Raw genomic sequence first — 23,188 nt, 5'->3', positions numbered from 1 at the left:
CGGGCGTTGTCGTTCATGCGAGGCGCGGGATCAGCGCGTCATCACCACGTTGCCGCTGACGTTCACCGTCACCGTGGCCTTGCCGGCTTCGACCGGCAGGGCCTCGTCCGCGCCGGCAGACATGCCCACGGCCTTGAAGCGCGGCGCGGCCTGCATCAGCATCGGCTGATCGGCGTTCACGCTGACCTCGCCGATCCGGTAGTTCGCGTAGCCGAACTGCTGGGCGTAGCTCGCGGCCTTGGCCTTGTAGGCCGAGATCGCCTGCGACACCACGTCGCCTTCGGCCTTCTCACGGGCCTCGCGCGACAGCCCGTAGCTGACGTTGGCGATGGCCAGCGTCTGGATCTTGCCGCTCAGGCGCGAGATCGACTCCATGTCGCGGCCCTGCACCAGCAGCTCGACGCTGCCCTGCCAGCCCGTGATCTGCGGCGAGCCCGAGTTGGTCTTGCTGTTGCCGTAGCGCGGATAGACGGACAGGTTGCCCGCCTGCAGCTCGACCTGGCCGGGCTTGGCGATCTTGCGGGCTTCGGCCAGCGCGGCGTCCAGCGCGGTCTTGAGCTCGTTCTGCACCGCCGTGGCGTCCTTGCCTTCGCGCGTCGTCGAGAAGCGCAGCTGCAGCAGATCGCGGGGGACTTCGGTGGTGGCGGAGGCGCTCAGGTTGAGCAGATCGGTTCGGGGGGCTTCCGCCTGCGCGGCGGCGGGGACCAGGGCCACGGCGCCGGCGGCCAGCAGGACGCGGGTGAGCGCCTTGGTCTTGGAAGTTCGGATCATCAGGGTTCCTCCGTAGTTGTGCCTGGGGGCGGCCAGCATAACGGCTGAGCATTCGTTCACGGTTGACCCTTGTCGTGCACCGTTCGTGTGCGTTTTGTGAAGACCTTGTAGAGCGTCCGTGCGCCTGTTACAAAAGATGTAACCAACCCGTAAGGACTGCTGCATCCAGCAAAACCGGGGAAAAACTGCCCTTAAAGTCCCGCTGTTACAAATTCAGGAGTGGCCTCGCCATGCAAAGCCCAACCCGCCCCAACCGCATCCTGGTCGTGGACGACGACGCCCGCATCCGCGACCTGCTGCGCCGGTACCTGGCGCAGGAAGGCTTCGAAGTCCTGCTGGCCGAGGACAGCAAGGCGCTGAACAAGCAGCTGACCCGCGAGACGGTCGATCTGATCGTCCTGGACCTGATGCTCCCGGGCGAGGACGGTCTGTCGATCTGCCGCCGCCTACGCGCCGCCGGCGACAGCACCCCCATCATCATGCTGACCGCCAAGGTCGAGGAAGTGGACCGCATCGTCGGGCTCGAAGTGGGCGCCGACGACTACCTGGCCAAGCCCTTCAATCCGCGCGAACTGCTGGCCCGCATCAACGCGGTGCTGCGCCGCCGTCCCCCGCCGGAAGCGCCGGGCGCCCCGTCCAAGGAACCGATGACGGTCCAGTTCGGCCCCTTCGAGTTCGACCTGGCGCTTCGCCGCTTGGCCAAGAACGGCGAGCCGGTCCCATTGACCACGGGCGAGTTCTCCATGCTCAAGGCCCTGGTGCGTCACCCGCGCCAGCCGCTGTCGCGCGACAAGCTGGCCATGCTGGCCCGCGGCCGCGAGTTCGAGCCCTTCGACCGCAGCCTGGACGTCCAGGTCTCGCGCCTGCGCAAGCTGCTGGAGGAAGACCCGGCGCAACCGCGCTTCATCCAGACCGTGTGGGGCGTGGGTTACGTGTTCGTGCCCGACGAGGCGGCCTGATCCCGTGACGCCGCCCCGTCTGGCGCTCAACCTGTTCTGGCGCACCTTCGCGCTGCTGGCCTTGCTGCTGGCCGCGGGTGTGCTGGCTTGGCAGCAGACCTTCAAGGCCCTGGAGGCCGAGCCCAAGGCGCTGGAGGCCGCCCAGCAGCTGGCCGGTCTGGTCAACCTGTCGCGCGTGGCGCTGTCCAGCACCGACGCGATCAACCGCGTGGCGGTGGTCAAGTCGCTGGCGCGCAGCGAGGCGGTGCAAGTCGAGGTGGCCGAGGCCACCGACCGCTGGCTCCCGTATGAGAACAGCCCCTTCGCGCAGCGCCTGCGCAAGGAGCTCGTGTCGCGTCTGGGGCCGCAGACGGTGCTGGCCAGCGGGCTCAACGGCGTGCCGGGCCTGTGGGTCCGCTTCGACGTCGGCCCGGACCAGTTCTGGCTGCAGACCAATCCGGCGCCGCTGTCGACCAGCTTCTCCAGCAACTGGTGGTGGATCGCGATCGCGCTGGGTGCGTCGCTGCTGGGCGCGGCGGCGATCGCGCGGCTGATCAACCAGCCGCTGCGCGAGCTGTCCATCGCCGCCAGCCGCATCCGCGAGGGCGAGTACGACTCGCGCCTGGACGAGAGCACCCTGACCAGCGAGATCCGCGAGGTCAACATGGGCTTCAACCGGATGGCGCGCGAGCTGGCCAAGATGGAAGAGGACCGCAGCGTGATGCTGGCGGGCATCTCCCACGATCTGCGCACGCCGCTGGCGCGGCTGCGGCTCGAGGCGGAGATGAGCGTCAACGACGAGCAGGCGCGGACCTACATCGCGCAGGACATCGACCAGCTCGACGCGATCATCAACAAGTTCATGGACTACGCGCGGCCCAGCGAGCTGCAGCTGCAGGCGCTGAACCTGCGCGAGCTGGTGGAGCGCGAGGCGCAGGGCTTCCGCGATCCGCAGCAGATCCAGATCTCGGTGCGCTTCTCGGCAGCGCTGCGGATCTGGACGGATCCGACGGAGTTCGGCCGCATCCTGCTGAACCTGTTCGAGAACGCGCGCCGTTATGGCCGCTTCGAGGACGAGCCGGCGCGGGTGGAAGTCGTGGCCGAGGCCGACAGCGCCTGGGTGCTGCTGACGGTGCGGGACCACGGTCCGGGCGTGCCGCCGGACAAGCTGGCCAAGCTGACCACGCCCTTCTATCGCGGCGACAGCGCGCGGACCGCGGCCAACGGCGCGGGCCTGGGGCTGGCGATCGTGGAGAAGTCGGTGCAGCGGCTGGGCGCGCAGCTGCGGTTGGCGAATGCGGATGACAGCGGGTTTGTGGCGCAGTTGAGGCTCAAGCGGGCGAGTGTCTGAGCGGCCGCGCGGGACCGGGGTCCTGCGACGCGCCCACCCTCACCCGCTTGCGCGACAACGCCCGCCTTACCCCCTCGCCCGCTTGCGGGAGAGGGCTCGCGTGGCCCCCTCGCCCGCTTGCGGGAGAGGGCGGGGGAGAGGGTCTTCGGGCTCTGGCGTAGTGCAGCGTTCCCACCCTCTCCCCTGCCCTCTCCCGCCCCGCGGGAGAGGGAGTCATTCGGAGAGGGAGTCAGTCGGAGAGCGAGTACCTGAAAGAGGGAGTCATCCACGGACTCACGTGGCTCGACCCCTCATTCAAGAGTCGGCATGCTGCCGCACGAGCAGGCAGACCGCACGCGCCTCGATGGCCTTCCCCTCGCCGACCGGCCCCATCTTCTCCGCCGTCTTGGCCTTCACATTGATCTGATCGATCGCCACGCCCAGCACATCCGACAAGCGACGCCGCATCGCGTCGATGTGCGGCGCCATCTTGGGCGCCTGCGCGACGATGGTCGTGTCGATGTTCCCGATCACCCAGCCCTTGCCCTGCACGCGGCGATAAGCCTCGTCCAGCAGCACCATCGAATCGGCGCCCTTGAACTCGGCCGCCGTGTCGGGGAAGAGCTTGCCGATGTCGCCCAGCGCCGCGGCGCCCAGCAGCGCGTCGGTGATGGCGTGCGCCAGCGCGTCGGCGTCGGAATGGCCCAGCAGGCCGTGCGTGTGCGGGATGGTCACGCCGCCCAGGATCAGCGGGCGGCCCTCGACGAGCTGGTGCGTGTCCCAGCCCTCGCCGATGCGGATGTTGAAGTTCATGGACGCTGCGGTCTCTCGGTCGTCGTTTTCGGAAGCTCGGTCAAGCTCACTGCGCGCGCGGATGCGTCACCACCAGCGGTCCGCCGCGGGTCACGATCATCGTGTGCTCGAACTGCGCGGAAAGATTGCCCTTCACGCCGGACAGGGTCCAGCCGTCGGCCTCCTCGTCCACCCAGCGGCTCTTGGTCGAGAGGAAAGGCTCGATGGTGATGACCATGCCCTCTTCCAGGATGCGCGTGTCGCCGGCGTCGTAGTAGCCGGGGATGGTCTTGGGCTCCTCGTGCAGCGAGCGGCCCACGCCGTGGCTGCACAGGTTCTCGATGATCTTGAACTTGTGGGCCTTGGCGACGCGCTCGATCGCATGGCCGATACGGTTCAGGCGGGCACCGGGCTTGACCTCCTTCATCGCCTGCTCCAACGCGTATTGCGCGGCGAAGACCAGCTGGGTCTTGGTCGGCGAGGTCGGCGGGACGATGCGCGTGCCGCCGGTGTCGGCGAAGTAGCCGCCCAGCTCGGCCGACACGTCCACGTTGACCACGTCACCCTTCTGGATCACGCGGCTGCCGGGGATACCGTGGGCGGCCTGCTCGTTGATGCTGATGCAGGTGGCGCCGGGGAAGTCGTACATGACGCGCGGCGCGGACTTGGCGCCGAATTCCTCGAGCCAGCGCGCGCCCATGTCGTCCAGCTCGCCCGTGCTCATGCCGGGCCGGATCGCGTCCAGCATGCGGCGCAGCACGGTGGCCACGGCCTCGCCGGCCTGCTTCAGGCCCTGGATGTCGTCGTCGGATTCGATGGTCATGCGCGGCTCCTCAACAGGCGTTCGGCGAGCGCGAAGTCCGCCGGATAGGTGACTTTGAAATTCTCGATCGAGGCTTCGACCAGCCTGGGCGCATGGCCCAGCGCCTCGATGGCGCTGGCCTCGTCGGTGATGCCGTCCAGCGGTCCGGCCAGCGCCGGCGCGAGCAGGCCCAGCCGGAACATCTGCGGCGTCTGCGCGGCCCATTTGCCGCGGCGGTCCACGGTCGCGGCCACGCGCGGTCCCGCGCCCTCGGCCACGGCGGCGTCCTTGAGCGTGTCCGCCACCGGCAGCGCGAGCAGCCCGCCCACCTCATCGTCATCGCAGGCGTCGATCAGCGCATCGACCCACTCGGGACGTAGCAGGCAGCGGGCGGCGTCGTGGACCAGCACCCAATCGTGCGGCTGAGCGCCGCGCTCGCGCAGCGCGCGCAAGCCGGCGGCGACCGAGTCGGCCCGCGTGGCACCGCCCTCGCGCGCGATCCAGCCGCGCTCGCCGGCGAAGCCGGGCACGGCATCCTCGAACTGGTCGTCGTCGGGCGAGAGCACGACCAGCGTGGCCTCGATGCGCGCGACTTGCGAGAGCGCGTCCAGCGTGTGGGCGATCAGGGCGCGGCCGGCCAACGGCACGTATTGCTTGGGGCGATCGGCGCCGGAGCGGCTGCCGACGCCGGCGGCCGGCACCAGCGCGTAGCAGCGCGGCGTCAGGCCGATCGGAAAGGAAGTCATGGGGCGCGATTGTAGGGAGGGCGATCGGCGAAAATCGGCGCCTTCCGCGATCGCCCTGCCCGCCCACCGTGTTCTCCATCGCCGACATCAAACACCGCCTGACCGCCCTGGGCGCCAACGACGCCCACGCCGGGCGCGTGCTGCGGCATTGGGTGCAGGCGCGGCCGCTGACGCAGGGCCGGCGCCAGCTGGAGCACTACCTGCCGCTGGCGGTGCGCGAGGCGCTGCCCGCGCTGATGGACGAGCTGCACGGCCTGGCCACGCTGGTCGAGCGCCATCCCGGCGAGGACGGCTCGGCGCGGCTGCTGGTCAGGCTCATCGATGGTCAGACGGTGGAGAGCGTGCTGCTCCCACGCGACGGACTGTGCGTGTCCAGCCAGGTCGGTTGCGCGGTGGGATGCCGCTTCTGCATGACCGGCAAGGACGGGTTGCTGCGGCAGGTCAGCAGCGCCGAGATCGTCGCGCAAGTGGCGCTGGCGCGGCACGAGCGCGCGGTCAAGAAGGTCGTCTTCATGGGCATGGGCGAGCCCTCGCACAACCTGGAAGCGGTGATGGAGGCAATCGAACTGTTGGGGCTCGAAGGGAACATCGGTCACAAGAATCTGGTGTTCTCGACGGTCGGCGATCCGCGCGCTTTCGAGCGACTGGCGCAGGGGCCGGTGAAGCCGGCGCTGGCCTTGTCGCTGCACACGAGCAAGCCCGAGCTGCGACGCGATCTGCTGCCGCGCGCGCCGCGCCTGACGCCGCGCGAGATCGTCGAGGCCGGCGAGCGCTATGCGCGGGCCAGCGGCTATCCGATCCAGTACCAGTGGACGCTCATCGAGGGCGTCAACGACGGCGAGGACGAGATGGACGGCATCGTCGAGTTGCTCAAGGGCAAGTACGGCGTGCTGAACATGATTCCCTACAACAGCGTGCCGGAGCTCCCGTTCGTGCGACCTGACTGGGACAAGGCGCGCGCGATCGCACGGCGGCTGCATGAGCGTGGGGTGCTGACCAAGCTGAGGGACTCGGCGGGGCAGGACGTGGACGGCGGCTGCGGGCAGCTGCGGGCGAGGAGCCTGGAGGTCTCGCCCGCGTCGATGCGCGAGACCCGCGGCGCGTCGAGATCGATCCCGATCACGCCGGCGGGCTGAGCCTCAGCGTGGTGGTCGCGCGTCGGCCGGGAGGCGGATGCCGCGCAGCTTGACCGACGGCGGGGACGACGCGGGCGGCGGATCGGCTGCGTCGTCGCAGATGGCGCGGGGATCCGCCTCACGGCGTTCCTCGCAGGCGATCGCGGCCAGGGCGCCCGAGGGCAGCGCGATGCGGTCGGGCGTGACCGGGGAGGGATCGGGTCTGGGCTTCACGTCGGGTGTGGGCGTCGGTTGCGGATCAGGGCCAGGCCGCGGCGTCGGCTTCACCGCGGGCACCAGGGGCTCCATCTTCGGAAAGATCGTCGCGGTACGCCGCCTCAGCCCTTCCGGGCTGTCATCGTGAATGACCTGCAGCTCTTGCTTCTCATCGCCGTGATAGCCGGTCAAAAAGACCCTCGCGGAGACGAGGCGCTCACCGGGATCGGCACTGTCGAAATCGAAGGTCGGGATCAGGCGCAGGTTGCTGCCGCCGTAGAGGTGCACGCCATTGATCTCGAGACCATCAAACTCGGAACGGGTCGATCCGTCGAAGGTCTTGTCTCTGGCATCGAAGGCCACGCGCAAGGGCGTCTGGATTGACAGGCGTGGCACTTTGATTCGCTCGAGGTACAGGTAGCCATCTGTCGAGAAGGTCAACCGACCCGATGCCTCGGGCTTGGCCTCGATGTCTCCTTCCGCGTAGAAGTTGTATTCTCTCCGAAGTATCTTGACGTCGGAGCCGACATTCAGCCATTGAGCAAGTTGCTCGGACGACAGGGTGCCTGACCTAACGGGCTCGCCGACCTGGTAGACGACCTCTGACAAGAGCAAGGACGCACCGGGTCGGATCTCACCTTTCAGATCCCATTCGACGTCCGTCCCCGCCAACTCGATCCGCCCTCGCCCCTTTGACTCGACCACGCCGTCGATCACGTCGCGCTTCCCGCCGAACACCGCCACCTCGCCGTCGTTCGCGGAGGTCGTCCCGGTGTGCCTCACCTCCCGCCTTTCGCCGTCGACCTGCGCGATCTTTCCCTGGCCATCGATCGTCATCCGGCCGGTGCTGGCCACATGGATCGCACCTTCCGGCGCGGTGACCTGTCCAGCCTGCGTCAGCACTCCCGGCGCGGCGAGCGTGGCCACCCCGCCCTTGGCGATCTTGATCTCGCCATGATTCGCCACTTCCGCCGAGCCGCTTCCCGACAAGGCCAGCGTCGTGGGAGCGCGCATCAGCGCGTCGTCGGGGGCCGTCATCGCCGCCGCGACCAGCCCGCCGACATCCACCTTCGAGGTCGATCCGAACGTGATGCCGTTCGGATTGAGCAGATAGACCCGGCCATCGGCGCGCAGACTGCCGTCAATGACCGACGGTCGGGCGCTCGTGACGCGGTTGACGGCCAGCCAGTCCGGCCGGTCCTGCTTGAACACCACCGAATGATCCTTGGCGATGTCGAAGGACAGCCAGTCCATCCACAGGTAGGGCGTCTTCTGCGTGATGGTCGTCGTGTTCGGCGAAGACGCGATCGCGCGATCGCCAACACCGCTTGGTGTCTCGCCCATGACGGGTAGAGGGCTGGGAAGGATCCGCGCCGTCGTGATCGACTCGGGATCGACGGTCACCTTCAGCGGCGCCTCGGCGTCCCCGTTGAATCCCTTGATCGCGAAGTGCGGCGATACGACGCGTTTCTCACCGACCTCGGCGCTGTCGTAGCGATAGCGCTTGAGCAGGGACAGGTTGCTGCCGTCTTGGATCTCGATGCCGCTGAAAGTCAGTTCCTCGGGCTCGGCGACCCGGTCCGAGTTGTAGACCTTGTCTTTCGCCTGGAACTTGAGAGCCAGGGGCACCTCGACCGCAAGCGACTTGGCGCTCACGCTCGACAAGGTCAGCGGCCTACCGGCAATCAGCCGTGTCCCGCCGCCGGGAGTGGCGATGGATGTTCCCTTATCCATCTCGATCTCGCCCTCTGTCGACCGGATCAGGAGATCCCCGTTCCTCAGCTGCAGATTGGCATTCAGACGTACGCCGAGATCACCGTCCAGCGTCAAGCGACTTCGATCCGTTCCGATGGCTTGAATCGGTGCGTTCACCAGCAACGAGTTAGCCGATGAAACGATCTGGACATCTGCCCCGGCATTCAGCCAAGAGTCGATCGATCTCGAAGCTAACGTCGAGCTTTGGTCCGCGTTGGCGGCGTCAACGATCGACCACGTATAGGAGCTAAATTTGATCCCTTTCCCCGGCCGCACATGGGCATCGAACCAGCCCCCATAGGGCGCATCGAAGATCAGATCTCCGCCTTCGCCAACGTCTATCAGACCGGAGCCTCGAAGGTGTTGAGGCGCGTTGTCCTTGAGCGTCAACGTTCCGCCCGGCGTCCGTGTCCGCCCGGTGTGCAACAACTCGCCAGGGCCACCGCTGAGTCTGTCCGACATTGCACGCCCTTGGGCAGTCATCTCGACCGTTCCCGAGCGGACCAACCTCACGGCCCCTCGCTTCGCGTCGATCCAACCCACCTGCTGCACCCATGCGGGCCCGGTCAAGGTGGCCACGCCGCCCTCCGCGACGCGGATCAAGCCTTCATTCACCACACGCGCGGTTTCCGAGGTGCTCTTCAGCATCCACGGTTGCGTCGCGTCCTTCGCCTGAGCGTCCGCCAGCGCGAATCCCGCGGCCACCAAACCGCCGACATTCACCTCGGCCGTCCTGCTGAAGAGCACACCCTCCGGGTTGAACAGGAACACCCGCCCATTGGCATCGATACGCCCGTGGATCCGACTGCCTTCCGTGTCGTTGATCCGATTCACCGCGAGGGCCTGCGAGTCCTTCTGAACGAACTTCACCGCGTGCCCTTCGGCCACGTTGAAGGACTTCCAGTCCAGCACCGCATAGTCGTCCCGCTGCGTGATCGTCAGCGTCTTGTCCACCGGTGCGCCGACGGTGACGTCGCCGACCAGCGTCTTCTCGAGTTGGGGGAGGTCGATGCGCTGGCGGGCAAAGTGGGAGCCTGGCATCTCGATGGTCGCCGTGGCGTTCCTGTTGGGTGGAAGATGCCCTGCCGTGTCCACTACGCTTCCAAGCCAATCCTTGAACTCGATCTTGGGAGTGGCTGATTGCAGGCCCGGCTGGAGATCGTTGAACTCGAACGCCAGTCGAAGCGTGCTGTCATCGGTGAACCGCACGCGGCTGAAGCGTGCGCCATCCCCCACTGCGCGGCGAGTGCCGTCATACGCCTTTCGCTTGAGCTGGTAGTAGCCAATCCCGGATATCCCGGAGATATTCAGGTCATGGGTCCTGATGTTCCCCAATGCCAAGACATGTTCGTTGTGGATGAAAACCTTACCGCCGAACGCATAGACTGCGGCGCCCTTCTCCATACGCACGGAGCCTCCGCTCTCTCGGGTGGCATCCGCCTCAAGCACCACGTCCGCCCCTGAGGCACGCACGCTGCTCCCGGCGCGCAGGTTCACCTCCCCGCCGACCAGCCGCGCCACCCCACCCTCGCGCACGACGATCAAGCCTGAATGCTCGATGTCGCCGGTCGCGCCCTTGCGCGTCAGTTCCGGCTCCCGCTCGCCCGCCATCTGCTCATCCGCGAGCCTCACCCCTGCCGCCACCAAGCCGCCCACATCGACCTTGGCCTCCGATCCGAACACCACCCCATTCGGATTCACCAGATAGACCTGCCCGTTCGCGGTGAGCGATCCGTCGATCTGACTCCGCGTCGTCCCCGTCACCCGATTGACGATGAACGCCTCCCGATTCGGCTGCTCGATGCGCACCGCGTGGTCCTTGCCGATGTCGAAGCTCTTCCAATCCACCTTGGCGGCCTGCGTGGTCTGCCGGATCGTCATCGTGTTGCCGACGACCTCCGGCACCGCCTGGCCATGCATCACGACGTGTCCTTGCGGCAAGGCCGCCAGCGCCGGCCCCGCCAGCGTCAACAGACCGGCCAAGGCCATCGCCGCCGACAATCCCAGCGTCCGCGCGCTGATACGCCCCTGTCCCCGAATGCTTCGGATGTCCATGCTCATGCTCTCCTGCCGCGCCTCACAGCGCATCGCTCACGCTGACCCGTTCTTTCCCGCCCACCCAAGCGCCGTCGATCCGCGACCGGATCAAGGCGCGTGCTTGGGGGATGGGTTGCTTTCGTTCAGGCGGATCTCACGGCTCCGCACGACGACCGGCCGATCCCGCGGCCCGTCGGACAGACGCTGCTCGCAGAGACGTCCCGGCGGTTGACGCTCGTCGCGATCGACGATGCAGCCGCCGTCGACGGCGAGCGATCCCCGCTTCGCCGCGCGCAGGGGCGTGGCGGGGATTACGTGGGCCTTCTGCTTCTCATCCGGGACACCGGGCACCACTGGCTCCGGCCCTGGGCCGGGCGTCCCATCCGGATCCGGCATCGGACCGGGATCCACCTTCGGAAAGATCGTCGCGGTGCGCCGCCTCAGCCCTTCCGGGCTGTCATCGTGAATGACCTGCAGCTCTTGCTTCTCATCGCCGTGATAGCCGGTCAAAAAGACCCTCGCGGAGACGAGGCGCTCTCCGGGGTCGGCGCTGTCGAAATCGAAGGTCGGGATCAGGCGCAGGTTGCTGCCGTCGCGGAGGCGCACGCCATTGATCTCGAGGCCATCAAACTCGGAACGGGTCGATCCGTCGAAGGTCTTGTCTCTGGCATCGAAGGCCACGCGCAAGGGCGTCTGGATTGTCAAACGTGGCACTTTGATTCGGGCGAGATCCAGGGAGCCTTCTGCCGAGAAGGTCAATCGACCCGAAGCATCAGGCTTGGTCTCGATGTCGTCGTCCATGACAATGCCAAATGTCGGCCGGAACTCCACGTCGGAGCCGGCATTCAGCCATTGAGCAAGTTGCTCGGATGACACGATGCCTGAACTGACGCGCTGGCCAACCCGGTAGACGACCTCCGACAGGAGCATGCCTTCACCCGGCAGGATCTCACCCTTCAGATCCCATAAAGGAGCAAGCGTCCCCGCCAACTCGATCCGCCCCCGTCCCTTCGCCTCTACAACGCCGTCGATCACATCATCCTGTCCGCCGTAGATCGCCACCTCGCCGTCGTTCGCGGAGGTCGTCCCGGCGTGCCTCACCTCCAGCCTTTCGCCGTCGACCTGCGCGATCTTTCCCTGGCCATCGATTGTCATCCGCTCGGTGCTGGCCACATGGATCGCACCTTCTGGGGCGGTGACCTGCCCAGCCTGCGTCAGCACACCCGGCGCGGCGAGCGTGGCTACCCCGCCTTTGGCGATCTTGATCTCGCCATGATTCGCCACTTCCGCCGAGCCGCTTCCCGACAAGGCCAGCGGCGTGGGAGCGCGCATCAGCGCGTCGTCGGGGGCCGTCATCGCCGCCGCGACCAGCCCGCCGACATCCACCTTCGAGGTCGATCCAAACGTGATGCCGTTCGGATTGAGCAGATAGACCCGGCCATCGGCGCGCAGACTGCCGTCAATGACCGACGGTCTGGCGCTCGTGACGCGATTGACGGCCAGCCAGTCCGGCCGGTCCTGCTTGAACACCACCGAATGATCCTTGGCGATGTCGAACGACAGCCAGTCCATCCACAGGTAGGGCGTCTTCTGCGTGATGGTCGTCGTGTTCGGCGAAGACGCGATCGCGCGATCGCCAATACCGCTTGGTGTCTCGCCCATGACGGGTAGAGGGCTGGGAAGGATCCGCGCCGTCGTGATCGACTCGGGATCGACGGTCACCTTCAGCGGCGCCTCGACGTCCCCGTTGAAGCCCTTGATCGCGAAGTGCGGCGATACGACGCGTTTCTCACCGACCTCGGCGCTGTCGTAGCGATAGCGCTTGAGCAGGGACAGGTTGCTGCCGTCGTGGATCTCGATGCCGCTGAAAGTCAGTTCCTCGGGCTCGGCGACCCGGTCCGAGTTGTAGACCTTGTCTTTCGCCTGGAACTTGAGAGCCAGGGGCACCTCGACCGCAAGCGACTTGGCGCTCACGCTGGACAAGGTCAGCGGCCCACCGGCAATCAGCCGTGTCCCGCCGCCGGGAGTGGCGATGGATGTTCCCTTATCCATCTCGATCAGGTCGTCCGTCGACCTCAATGTCAGACTGCCGCGACGCAGTCTGATGTTCTTGTGCAGGTGCAATCCGCCGCCGACGTTGTGGATGGTGAGACTGCTGTCTTCGGTTCCATCGGCGCTGATGTCGTCGTTGATCCCCGAGACCACGCCCGTATGCTCGATCCGAACCTGACTTCCCACGTCCAGCCATGAGGCGACGCGCCGACCGGAGATCTCGCCATCCTCTGCAGACTCGGGCGACACGGTCCAAAGTCCTTGCAGATCGATCTGTCGTCCTGGCCGAAGCTGGCCCTCGATCCGCGCCGTTTGCTTCGCGATGATCTGCAGCGCTCCTTGACCGATGACCTCGATGGCCCCTGACAGCAACAGCTGAACTGGACATCGGCCATCGCGATCAATGGGGCCATTGAGGTTGTTGGGCGACCAGTCCCACAAGCGAATGTTCCCGCCCTCGATCGCGCGCGTGCGACCGCGATGCAAGGTGCCGTCCTGGGTCGTGGCGAGGACGGACGGTTCGATCGATCCCCCCGCTCGCGTCACCTTGAACGCCCCAGCCCGGATGAGACTTGCGGTGCCACCGACCATGTCGATGACGCCGTCCTGTCGGAGGCCTGCCGGACTCGCGAGCGTCGCGTCCCCCCCTCTGACATTGAGCCGACCTTCATTGACTACGCTCGCCGTGGTCGACTGACTGCTCAAGGCCCACGCTTCCCGCGAGTACGGCACTTGTTCGTTGCTCAGCGCGAATCCCGCGGCCACCAACCCGCCGACATTCACCTCGGCCGTCCTGCTGAAGAGCACACCCTCCGGGTTGAACAGGAACACCCGCCCATTGGCATCGATACGCCCGTGGATCCGACTGCCTTCCGTGTCGTTGATCCGATTCACCGCGAGGGCCTGCGAGTCCTTCTGAACGAACTTCACCGCGTGCCCTTCGGCCACGTTGAAGGACTTCCAGTCCAGCACCGCATAGTCGTCCCGCTGCGTGATCGTCAGCGTCTTGTCCACCGGTGCGCCGACGGTGACGTCGCCGACCAGCGTCTTCTCGAGTTGGGGGAGGTCGATGCGCTGGCGGGCAAAGTGGGAGCCTGGCATCTCGATGGTCGCCGTGGCGTTCCTGTTGGGTGGAAGATGCCCTGCCGTGTCCACTACGCTTCCAAGCCAATCCTTGAACTCGATCTTGGGAGTGGCTGATTGCAGGCCCGGCTGGAGATCGTTGAACTCGAACGCCAGTCGAAGCGTGCTGTCATCGGTGAACCGCACGCGGCTGAAGCGTGCGCCATCCCCCACTGCGCGGCGAGTGCCGTCATACGCCTTTCGCTTGAGCTGGTAGTAGCCAATCCCGGATATCCCGGAGATATTCAGGTCATGGGTCCTGATGTTCCCCAATGCCAAGACATGTTCGTTGTGGATGAAAACCTTACCGCCGAACGCATAGACTGCGGCGCCCTTCTCCATACGCACGGAGCCTCCGCTCTCTCGGGTGGCATCCGCCTCAAGCACCACGTCCGCCCCTGAGGCACGCACGCTGCTCCCGGCGCGCAGGTTCACCTCCCCGCCGACCAGCCGCGCCACCCCACCCTCGCGCACGACGATCAAGCCTGAATGCTCGATGTCGCCGGTCGCGCCCTTGCGCGTCAGTTGCGGCTCCCGCTCGCCCGCCATCTGCTCATCCGCGAGCCTCACCCCCGCCGCCACCAAGCCCCCCACGTCGACCTTGGCCTCCGACCCGAACACCACCCCATTCGGATTCACCAGATAGACCCGCCCGTTCGCGGTCAGCGATCCGTCGATCTGACTCCGCGTCGTTCCCGTCACCCGATTGACGATGAACGCCTCCCGATTCGGCTGCTCGATGCGCACCGCGTGGTCCTTGCCGATGTCGAAGCTCTTCCAATCGAGCTTGGCCGCTTGCGAGGTCTGCCTGATCGTCATCGTGTTGCCGACGGTCTCCGGAACGACCTGCCCGGCCCTCACCTCATGGCCTTGCGGCAATGACGCCAACGCCGGCCCCGCCAGCGTCAGCAGGCCCGCCGCCGCCATCGCCGCGACCAATCCCCGCGTCCGCGCGCTTACGCGCCCCTGTCCTCGGCTGTTTCGAATGTCCATGCTCATGCTCTCCCGCGGCGCTTCACAGCGCATAACTCACGCTGACCCACACCTGCGGCGCCCGTCCCCTCGGATCCGAGGTCGACCGCCGCTGCTCCGCCGTTCCCAGCCGCCATCCCGCCGTGCCTTCCGCGCTCCAGGCGCCATGCCGCCAGCGTAGCCCTACCCCCGCGCCCGCCAAGGTCCGCCCAACACGCGCCGCTGCCGCGGCCTTGCCGGTCTCCCACGACGTATGGTTGAACCGCACCCGGCCCACGTCCATGAAACCGAAGGGTTCCAGCGCCCGCCAGCGATAGCGCAGCTCCGCCTGCGCCAGCGCGCCGTGATCCCCGGAGGTCTCGCCCAGCGGCCAAGCCCGCACGCTGCGCGCGCCGCCCAGCGAGAACTTGCGCGACGCATCCAGGTTCTTGTCCGCCATCTGCCCGCTCCCGCGCAGCATCAGCCCCCAGGCGTCCCATTGCTTGAGCAGCGACGCGTCGACGGACAGCACCAGGTACTCCCCCGCCGCGCGCACCGTCGCGGCGTCGAAACGCGCGGCCGACGCGTCCTTCAAGCGCACGTCGCCCATCTCCATCCACACACTGCCCCAGGCCGCCATGCCGGCCGTCGGATACAGCACGGCCTGCAAGCCCGTCGTCACGGCGAACGCTTCACGCCGGTCCATCAGCGCCACCGCGGTCTGCCGGTGCTGCATGCGGCGCGCCTCCGCGCCAATCTGCCAGCTCAACGACCCCGGTCCGCGGGTGTTGAAAGGCACGGTGAAGGTCAGACCCGCCGCGTCGACCTGGCCCTGGACGCCCAGACGGGTGAACTCGCCGCCCAGCTCGTAATGGTGGTGACTGGCCGACAGCGAGGCCCGCGTGCCGCGCCGTCCGACCGGCACCTGATACGCGGCCGCGCCCTCCCAGCCCTTGCCGCTGTTGCGCCCGCCGCTCGCCGTCAACCGGTCCCCGAAGAGCAGCAGCCCGTTCGCATGGCCCGCGGCGCTCGCTCGCACCGCGCCCGCATGGCGGTTGCCATGGTTGTCCGCCCGCAGATCCAGCGCCCACCGGCGCGACTGCTCGACGGTGAGGTCCACGTCGCCCTCGCCGGTCTTGTCGCCAGGGCCCAGACCCGCGCTCACCGTCACGCCCGGCAGTCGTGAGACCGCCTGCACCTGGCGCTGGAGCTCGTCGCCGATGGGGCGTCCGGGCTTGAGGTCGTCGAACCATGCCGACGCCTCCTCGGCCATGCCGCCGCGCAGATCCACGCGGCCATAGCGACCTTCCACGACGACCAGACGCACCGTCTCGTCCGTCGGATGCCTCGCCGCCACGAAGACGCGGGCGAAGGGGCGGCCCGCCGCGCGCACCTGCGCCTGGACCGATCGGGCAATCGCCTCCAGCGCGCCGGAATCGCGCCGATCAGCTTGTGCGTCGAGCGCGGTTTGCCATTGCTCGGTCAAGGCTTGTGCGTCGAGCACGGTGACGCCCTCAATGCGCAGACGCGGCGCGGGTCCGGTCTGCGGCGACGGCGCTGCCGCAGAGGACGCGCCACTGACGGACGCCGCGTGTCCCGGCGGGGCAGCGACGGCCTGGACGGACATCAAGGCCCAGAGCGTCAGACCGGCGGCGGCGATGGCCGCCGCGCCGTCAGGAGTCGCTCGGCGAGCTCGGAAAACGTGGGAGGCCGGAGGGCGGCAAGACGTAGGTCGTTTCATTGTCTTCACGTGAATGCGGGGTCAGGAGGAGATGCGGTCATTCTTCGGGCCGGCCGTGTCCAGGCCAATGACCGACATGTCGCGGGTGCCAGGTCGCATCCGGCCGATCGAGGTGGCGCGCCGACAGGCAGGCACCAGGAACCGCCGCGGCGGTTCGGGGACAGGTCTTGCCTGCCCGCCGAGGCGTTGCCGCGTCGTCGGTCCGCGGCCGGATCAACGCGTGTGCTGGGGAGGTCTGGCGCTGTCTTCGATCGGGCGAGATTCCCGGATCACCACGGTGGCCGCCCGATCCGGCGGTCCGTCGGTCCGGCGCGTCTCGCAGAGGCGTCCCGGGGGCCGATGCCCGTCGTGATCGAGGATGCATCCGCTGTCGACGGCGGGAGATGCCCGATTCGCCGCACGCAAGGGCGTGGCGGCGATCACGTGGACCTTCGGCGTCACGTCAGGATCAGGCGTCTTGCGATCGGGTGGCGGCACCGGTCTCGGCGTCGGCAACTCGCCGTCGATCCGGCCGTTCTCGATGAGGATCGGCGAGCTCGTGGTGTAGTTGCCACCGTCCGGCCCCTCGAAGCGCACGCCGTGCACCGTGATCGTCTTGGCCGTGCCCGGCGTGGGATCGTCGAACTCCGCGCCGTCATGCGCGATCGTCACCGCGTCCCCAGGCAAGGGTTCTTGCGCCAGGGTCAAGTCCACCTGCGCCGCAAGGCCCCCGTCATAAGCCTTCGGCCTTGCGGTCGCACGCACTTCCAGCGTCCGGGGCCGGATGTCCGCGACCGTCCGCCAGCCTCGATAGGTCCGGACGACGGTGTCCCCGATGATTTGCTCGGCACGGTTGAGCGGCAGATCCGCGCGCGCGTCGCCGTTGAACCCGGTCAGCCATGCGCGGGCCGTAGCCGCCTTGTTCTGTCCGGCGCGCTTGTCTTCGAACTTCGCTTCAATGCCCTTGGCCAGGTTGCTCTCGGGAAGCAGGGTCAACCGGCTCAGCTCCCCACGCTCGACGCGTGCCTCGACGCCTCCGTCGTAGTCCTTGTCCGCCACCTTCAGCCCGGAGATCTCGACGCCTTGGGAATGGACTTTCAGCGTCTGCGCTTTGATCACTCCCAAGGTCAGCGAGCCCGAGCCGGACTCGCGATTGGGTGCGGGAGACTCGAAGCTCACTGTCGACCTCGGTGCCTCGATCGCCGCGCCTGACGCCATCACCACATCGCCCAGCACCCCCGGCCCGCTCGGCTCACGCAGAAGCAGACCGATGTCGCCCGCCGCTCGGGTGATCGACGCGTTCAAGGCGATGTCGCTGGCGGTCAGGGTCAAGCTTCCCGAGTCCTTCGCAGTCGTCGTGACGGGTTGGTTCACGGCGATCCGGCCCGCGGCGATCAGACTCACCGATCGCCTGTGATCCAGCCATTCGGCCAGGTCCGCTCCCGACAGGTAGTTCGGGGCGCGGCCCCCTTCGTCCGGCGCCTGATCGCCCCTCCTGGCCGGCCGCGCTCCAAGAATCCACTCGCGAGCCCCCAGGGTCAGGGCCTCGCGCTGCCCCTTTCCAAAATGGGCGCCGGGCAGGACGAGCGTCCCGGAACGGGCGATCACCTCCAGTTCGCCGGCACGCCCATGGTCCGGCGCTGCTTTCGCCTCCAGACCGACGTGAGGCCCCAGCGTCATGCCCGCGCGTGAACTTGAGTCCAGAAGAATCTTCCCGCCGAAGCCATCGCCACCGAAGCCGACATCGCCTGTCGCATTCGCGCTGAGGGTGACCCGCCCCCTCAGACTCATCGGCGATGTTTGCATGGCATCCGTCGCGATCAGCTTCACCAGTGCATGGCGTGCGCTGCGCGTGCCATTCGCGCGGATCCATCCCTCATTCATCGACAGCGTCGTGCCCTGCGCCAAGAAGCTGCCGCCGTTCGCGCCGCTGACGTCGGCTCGCATGCCGTCCGCCGTGATCGGCCCCCTACCGGCCATGATCTGAATCTTCCCGCCGTCGCCATCCGCCCCGCCTTGCGCGCTCAATGTCGCCATCGTTTTCACGCCCCGCACGCCGTCGATCTCGATGGTTCCGCCGCGGCGCTCCTTGCTGTCCGCCGTGGCCGAGCCATTCAAGGTCACCGAGCTGCCTTTCAGGCGGATCCTTCCGCCGCTCGCCTTCTCGGCGTCCACGAGCAGGGTCGCCGAGCTGACAAGTTCCTCCTGCGCCTCGATGTCGATGGTGCCGGGCGCGATCGTGTCCGGAGCAGCGAGATCGACGCGTACGCCGCCGCTCAGCGCCACCTTGCCGCCGCGCACCCAGAGCGTCCCTCCCGGCGATCGGATGTTGCTGTCGATGTGGACGTCGCCGCCGCGCAGCAATGCCACGCCGCCCTCCTTGATCCGGATCTGCCCCTCGAGCCGGATCTCGCCGTTGCCGTGAGGCTGTCGCCTCATCGCCTCCTCGGTCATCGCGGCCCAGCCTTCACCCGCCTCCTGTCTCGCCGTGGAAATCGCCAGCCCTCCCACGTGGATCCGTGCGTCCTCGCCGATGAGCACGCCCTGCTCGTTGAGCAGAAACACCTTGCCGTTGGCGTTCATCCCGCCCTCGATGCGGCTGGCTTCGCCGCTGGTGACGCGGTTGACCATCAACGCGTCCGACGAGGGCTGGACAAACTCGACCTTCGACTCCTTGCCGATATCAAACCGGCGCCACTCCATCGCGGCCGTCTGGCTGGACTGGGTGATGACGAGCTTGTCGCCCGAGGGCGCACCGACCACGGCGTCACCGGACACCAGCCGGGCCCCTTCCGGAAAGGCTCTCGCCGCGAGTGGCGCGGGCTTGGTCTGCGCGCTCGCGTCCAGGCAGGCCAGCAGGACGGCAGCGGCCAGCGCGTGCAGGGCGGTGCCGAGGATCGGGCGACGTCGGCCGCCGCGGACTTGAGGGAGGAAATGAAGATGCACGGGGCGCTCGAAGAAAAGAAATGGAATCCGCGATTCTTCGAAGACCCCGGCTGCGCCTCAATGACCGAGCCCCGCCAATCGCGGCCCGTCACCGACCCGGTTGCGACGTCCCGCCCCTCCAAAGAGCCAGGAACTCGCCACCGGGTACGCCGACTGCTCCAAACCCCGGGCGTTCCTCGGCCTTCCCTCGCGCCCGGGCGTTCATCTGCTGTCACGGCCTGACGCCGCGGCCTCCCTACAATTCCCCTCGGCCCCTCCCCGGGGCTGTCCTCATTTGTGCGCCATGCAGCTGTCCTCGATCTCCCCCGGCAAACGCTTCACCCTGCCCCGCCCCACCGGCTCCGCCGACGCGCTGCTGCTGTCCCGCTTCGCGCGCCAGCAGGCCGCCGCGGGCCGCCTCACGCTGGTCGTCACCGCCGAGCCGGGCGACACCCAGCGCCTGGAGGACGAGCTCAAGTTCTTCGCGCCCGAGTTGCGCGTGGCCGTCTTCCCGGACTGGGAGACCCTGCCCTATGACAGCTTCAGCCCGCACCAGGACCTGATCTCCGAGCGCCTGGCCACGCTCTGGCGGCTGCAACAGGCCGGCGGCGGCAAGACCGTCGCCGAGCGCGACCTGGACATCGTGCTGCTGCCCGCCACCACCGCGCTCACGCGCCTGGCGCCGCCCGCGTTCCTGGCCGCGACGACCTTCAACTTCCGCCAGAAGCAGCGCCTGGACGAGTCCGGCCTGAAGCAGCAGCTCACGCTGGGCGGCTACCAGCACGTCAGCCAGGTCGTTTCTCCCGGCGAGTACGCGGTGCGCGGCGGCCTGATCGACCTCTATCCGATGGGCTCGCCCGTGCCCTACCGCGTCGACCTGTTCGGCGACGAGGTGGACTCCATCCGCGTCTTCGATCCGGACTCGCAGCGCTCGCTGTATCCGGTGCCGGAAGTGCGTCTGCTGCCGGGTCGCGAGTTCCCCATGGACGAAGCCTCGCGCAAAGCCTTCCGCGCGCGCTGGCGCGAGAAGATGGACGGCGACCCGACCAAGTCGCGCATCTACAAGGACATCGACACCGGCCTGGCCACCGGCGGCATCGAGTACTACCTGCCGCTGTTCTTCGACCAGGTCGCCAGCATCTTCGACTACCTGCCCGCCGAGGCCGGCCTGGTGCTGCATGGGGAGGTCGACGACGCGCTGCAGCGCTTCTGGACCGACACCCGCGAGCGCCACCGCTTCCTGCAGCACGATCCGGACCGCCCCATCCTGCCGCCCGAGGAGATCTTCCTGCGGCCCGAGGACTTCTTCACCGCCACGCACCGCCATGCGGTGCTGTCGGTGCGCGGCGCCGACGCGGTCGACTACGCGCGCCCGCTGCCCGACGTCAGCGTCGAGCGCGGCGCGCAGGAGCCGCTCGCGCGTCTGGCCGCGCATCTGAAGGACACGAAGTTCCGCGTGCTGCTGCTGGCCGAGAGCGAAGGCCGCCGCGAGAGCCTGCTGGAGCTGCTGCGCGACAACAAGATCGATCCGCCGTCGGTGAAGGATCTGGCCGAGTTCGAGGCCCAGCGCGACGAGCGCTTCGCGATCACCGCGGCCCCGCTGGCCGCGGGCTTCTTCTGGAACGAGCCGGACGAGGGCCGCCAGATCCAGCTGTTCACCGAGACCGAGCTGTTCGCGACCACGCCCACGACGCGCCGACGCCGCAAGCAGGAGCAGGTCAGCGACGTGAACGCGCTGATCAAGGACCTGTCCGAGCTCAAGATCGGCGATCCGGTGGTGCATACCAATCACGGCATCGGCCGCTACCTGGGCTTGATCAACATCGACCTGGGCGACGGCCCCAGCGAGTTCCTGCACCTGGAGTACGCCGACAAGGCCACGCTCTACGTCCCCGTCGCGCAGCTGCATCTGATCAGCCGCTACACCGGCGTCAGCGCGGAAGAGGCGCCGCTGCACAAGCTGGGTTCGGGCCAGTGGGACAAGGCCAAGCGCAAGGCCGCCGAGCAGGTCCGCGACACCGCCGCCGAGCTGCTCAACCTCTACGCCCGCCGCGCCGCGCGCGAGGGCCACGCCTTCCGCTACTCGCCGCACGACTACGAGGCCTTCGCCGCCAGCTTCGGCTTCGAGGAAACGCCCGACCAGCGCGCCGCGATTCACGCCGTCATCCAGGACATGATCAGCCCCAAACCCATGGACCGGCTGGTCTGCGGCGACGTGGGCTTCGGCAAGACCGAAGTCGCGCTACGCGCCGCCTTCGTCGCGGTGATGGGCGGCAAGCAGGTCGCGCTGCTGGCGCCCACCACGCTGCTGGCCGAGCAGCATTACCAGAACATCGCCGACCGCTTCGGTCGCTGGCCGGTCAAGGTCGCGGAGATGAGCCGCTTCCGCTCCGCCAAGGAGATCAAGGCGGCGATGGAGGGCCTGGCCGACGGCTCCATCGACATCGTCATCGGCACGCACAAGCTGCTCTCCAGCGACGTCAAGTTCAAGCGCCTGGGCCTGCTGGTCATCGACGAGGAGCACCGTTTCGGCGTGCGCCACAAGGAGGCGATGAAGGCCATGCGCGCCGAGGTCGACGTGCTGACGTTGACCGCCACGCCCATCCCGCGCACGCTGGGCATGGCGCTGGAGGGTCTGCGCGACCTGAGCGTCATCGCCACCGCGCCGCAGCGGCGCCTGGCGATCAAGACCTTCGTGCGCAGCGAGACCAGCGGCACCATCCGCGAGGCGGTGCTGCGCGAGCTCAAGCGCGGCGGCCAGGTCTATTTCCTGCACAACGAGGTCGAGACCATCGAGAACCGCCGCATGAAGCTCGAGGAGCTGCTGCCCGAGGCGCGCATCGTCGTCGCCCACGGCCAGATGCCCGAGCGCGAGCTGGAACGCGTGATGCGCGAGTTCGTCGGCGGCAAGCACAACCTGCTGCTGTGCTCGACCATCATCGAGACCGGCATCGACGTGCCCAGCGCCAACACCATCGTCATCAGCCGCGCCGACAAATTCGGTCTGGCGCAGCTGCATCAGTTGCGCGGCCGGGTCGGACGCTCGCACCATCAGGCCTATGCGTACCTGATGGTCCCGGACGTCGAGGGCCTGACCAAGCAGGCCGCGCAGCGCCTGGACGCGATCCAGGCGATGGAGGAGCTGGGCTCGGGCTTCTATCTCGCGATGCACGACCTGGAGATCCGCGGCGCCGGCGAGGTGCTGGGCGAGCACCAGAGCGGCAACATGATGGAGGTCGGCTTCCAGCTCTACAACGAGATGCTGTCCGAGGCGGTGCGCTCGCTCAAGGCCGGCCGCGAGCCGGATCTGCTCAGCCCGCTGTCGGCCACGACCGAGATCAACCTGCACGCGCCCGCGCTGCTGCCCGACGCCTACTGCGGCGACGTGCATCAGCGGCTGTCGCTGTACAAGCGGCTCGCGACGGCGGACCGCGCCGAGCAGATCGACGCGATGCTGGAGGAGATCACCGACCGCTTCGGCAAGCTGCCGGCGCAAGGCCAGACGCTGTTCGACACGCACCGGCTGCGGGTGCTGGCCAAGCCCTATGGCGTGATGAAGATCGACGCCGCGCCCAGCGTCATCAACATCAACTTCCGGCCCAACCCGCCCATCGATCCGATGCGCGTGATCGAGCTGGTGCAGAAGAACCGCAACATCAAACTCGTGGGCAACGAGAAGCTGCGCATCGACAAGGCGCTGACCGATCCGAAGGACCGGGCGCACGCGGTGCGCGAGGTGCTGCGGCTGCTGGGCACGCCGGTCTCGCGGCCGTGAATCGACGCGACGGTTGGCGGCGTGTGGCCGCGCCACTCGTTCTCGCTGACTTGAACTGCTGGAAGATGACCAGCAGCTCCACGACTTCAGGTCAGTGCGCGGGCGGGAACACCTTCCTAGACTGACGGGCATCGAAGTTTC

At 67.7% G+C, this 23,188-nt stretch carries 12 protein-coding genes; 4 read left to right on the top strand and 8 right to left on the bottom strand.

Annotated elements, in window-relative coordinates; genetic code table 11:
* Positions 1 to 30: 30 nt before the first annotated feature.
* The gene (locus tag ABDW59_RS11330) at positions 31 to 771 is read right to left on the bottom strand and encodes an SIMPL domain-containing protein (protein WP_343629885.1); all 741 of its coding nucleotides are present in this window, start codon (positions 769 to 771) and stop codon (positions 31 to 33) included.
* Between the two features lie 230 nt (positions 772 to 1,001).
* Here ABDW59_RS11330 and ompR point away from each other — a divergent pair, with 230 nt between their 5' ends.
* Both ompR and ABDW59_RS11320 read left to right on the top strand, forming a co-directional pair.
* Positions 1,002 to 1,730, top strand: coding sequence for a two-component system response regulator OmpR (ompR, locus tag ABDW59_RS11325; RefSeq protein ID WP_067067815.1), 729 nt, complete (start codon positions 1,002 to 1,004; stop codon positions 1,728 to 1,730).
* 4 nt (positions 1,731 to 1,734) lie between these two features.
* Entirely contained in the window at positions 1,735 to 3,060 is a 1,326-nt protein-coding gene (locus ABDW59_RS11320; protein WP_343629882.1) for an ATP-binding protein, read from the top strand.
* A gap of 294 nt (positions 3,061 to 3,354) precedes the next feature.
* Here ABDW59_RS11320 and ispF read toward each other — a convergent pair whose 3' ends face one another.
* The 3 genes from ispF to ispD are packed head-to-tail and all read right to left on the bottom strand — an operon-like array spanning position 3,355 to position 5,379.
* On the bottom strand, positions 3,355 to 3,852 hold the full coding sequence (ispF, locus tag ABDW59_RS11315) for a 2-C-methyl-D-erythritol 2,4-cyclodiphosphate synthase (RefSeq protein WP_343629881.1): 498 nt from the start codon (positions 3,850 to 3,852) through the stop codon (positions 3,355 to 3,357).
* Between the two features lie 46 nt (positions 3,853 to 3,898).
* Entirely contained in the window at positions 3,899 to 4,654 is a 756-nt protein-coding gene (gene map / locus ABDW59_RS11310; protein WP_343629879.1) for a type I methionyl aminopeptidase, read from the bottom strand.
* Positions 4,651 to 5,379, bottom strand: coding sequence for a 2-C-methyl-D-erythritol 4-phosphate cytidylyltransferase (gene ispD / locus ABDW59_RS11305; protein ID WP_343629877.1), 729 nt, complete (start codon positions 5,377 to 5,379; stop codon positions 4,651 to 4,653). Before ispD ends, map begins: the two co-directional genes overlap by 4 nt.
* Before the next feature lie 68 nt (positions 5,380 to 5,447).
* Here ispD and ABDW59_RS11300 point away from each other — a divergent pair, with 68 nt between their 5' ends.
* Positions 5,448 to 6,515, top strand: a complete 1,068-nt coding sequence (locus ABDW59_RS11300; protein WP_343629875.1) for an RNA methyltransferase — start codon at positions 5,448 to 5,450, stop codon at positions 6,513 to 6,515.
* 3 nt (positions 6,516 to 6,518) lie between these two features.
* Here ABDW59_RS11300 and ABDW59_RS11295 read toward each other — a convergent pair whose 3' ends face one another.
* The 4 genes from ABDW59_RS11295 to ABDW59_RS11280 form a co-directional block, all read right to left on the bottom strand.
* Positions 6,519 to 10,526: a filamentous hemagglutinin N-terminal domain-containing protein gene (locus ABDW59_RS11295; protein ID WP_343629874.1), complete on the bottom strand. Its 4,008-nt coding sequence runs from the start codon at positions 10,524 to 10,526 to the stop codon at positions 6,519 to 6,521.
* An 84-nt stretch (positions 10,527 to 10,610) separates the two neighbouring features.
* Entirely contained in the window at positions 10,611 to 14,669 is a 4,059-nt protein-coding gene (locus ABDW59_RS11290; protein ID WP_343629872.1) for a filamentous hemagglutinin N-terminal domain-containing protein, read from the bottom strand.
* A 22-nt stretch (positions 14,670 to 14,691) separates the two neighbouring features.
* Positions 14,692 to 16,131 carry a ShlB/FhaC/HecB family hemolysin secretion/activation protein gene (locus ABDW59_RS11285; RefSeq protein ID WP_343629871.1) on the bottom strand — a complete coding sequence of 480 codons (1,440 nt, stop codon included), beginning with the start codon at positions 16,129 to 16,131 and terminating at the stop codon, positions 14,692 to 14,694.
* Positions 16,132 to 16,581: 450 nt separating this feature from the next.
* Positions 16,582 to 19,293 (bottom strand): filamentous hemagglutinin N-terminal domain-containing protein, encoded by a 2,712-nt coding sequence (locus ABDW59_RS11280; protein ID WP_343629869.1) that lies wholly within the window; start codon positions 19,291 to 19,293, stop codon positions 16,582 to 16,584.
* A gap of 283 nt (positions 19,294 to 19,576) precedes the next feature.
* On the opposite strand from ABDW59_RS11280, the gene mfd reads away from it, so the two are divergent.
* Positions 19,577 to 23,047: a transcription-repair coupling factor gene (mfd, locus tag ABDW59_RS11275; RefSeq protein WP_343629867.1), complete on the top strand. Its 3,471-nt coding sequence runs from the start codon at positions 19,577 to 19,579 to the stop codon at positions 23,045 to 23,047.
* Positions 23,048 to 23,188: the final 141 nt, after the last annotated feature.

The organism is Roseateles sp. (assembly GCF_039595295.1).
Taxonomy (GTDB): domain Bacteria; phylum Pseudomonadota; class Gammaproteobacteria; order Burkholderiales; family Burkholderiaceae_C; genus Roseateles.
The sequence above is the reverse complement of the archived record's forward strand: the minus strand, read 5'-3'. Positions and strand labels throughout refer to the sequence as shown.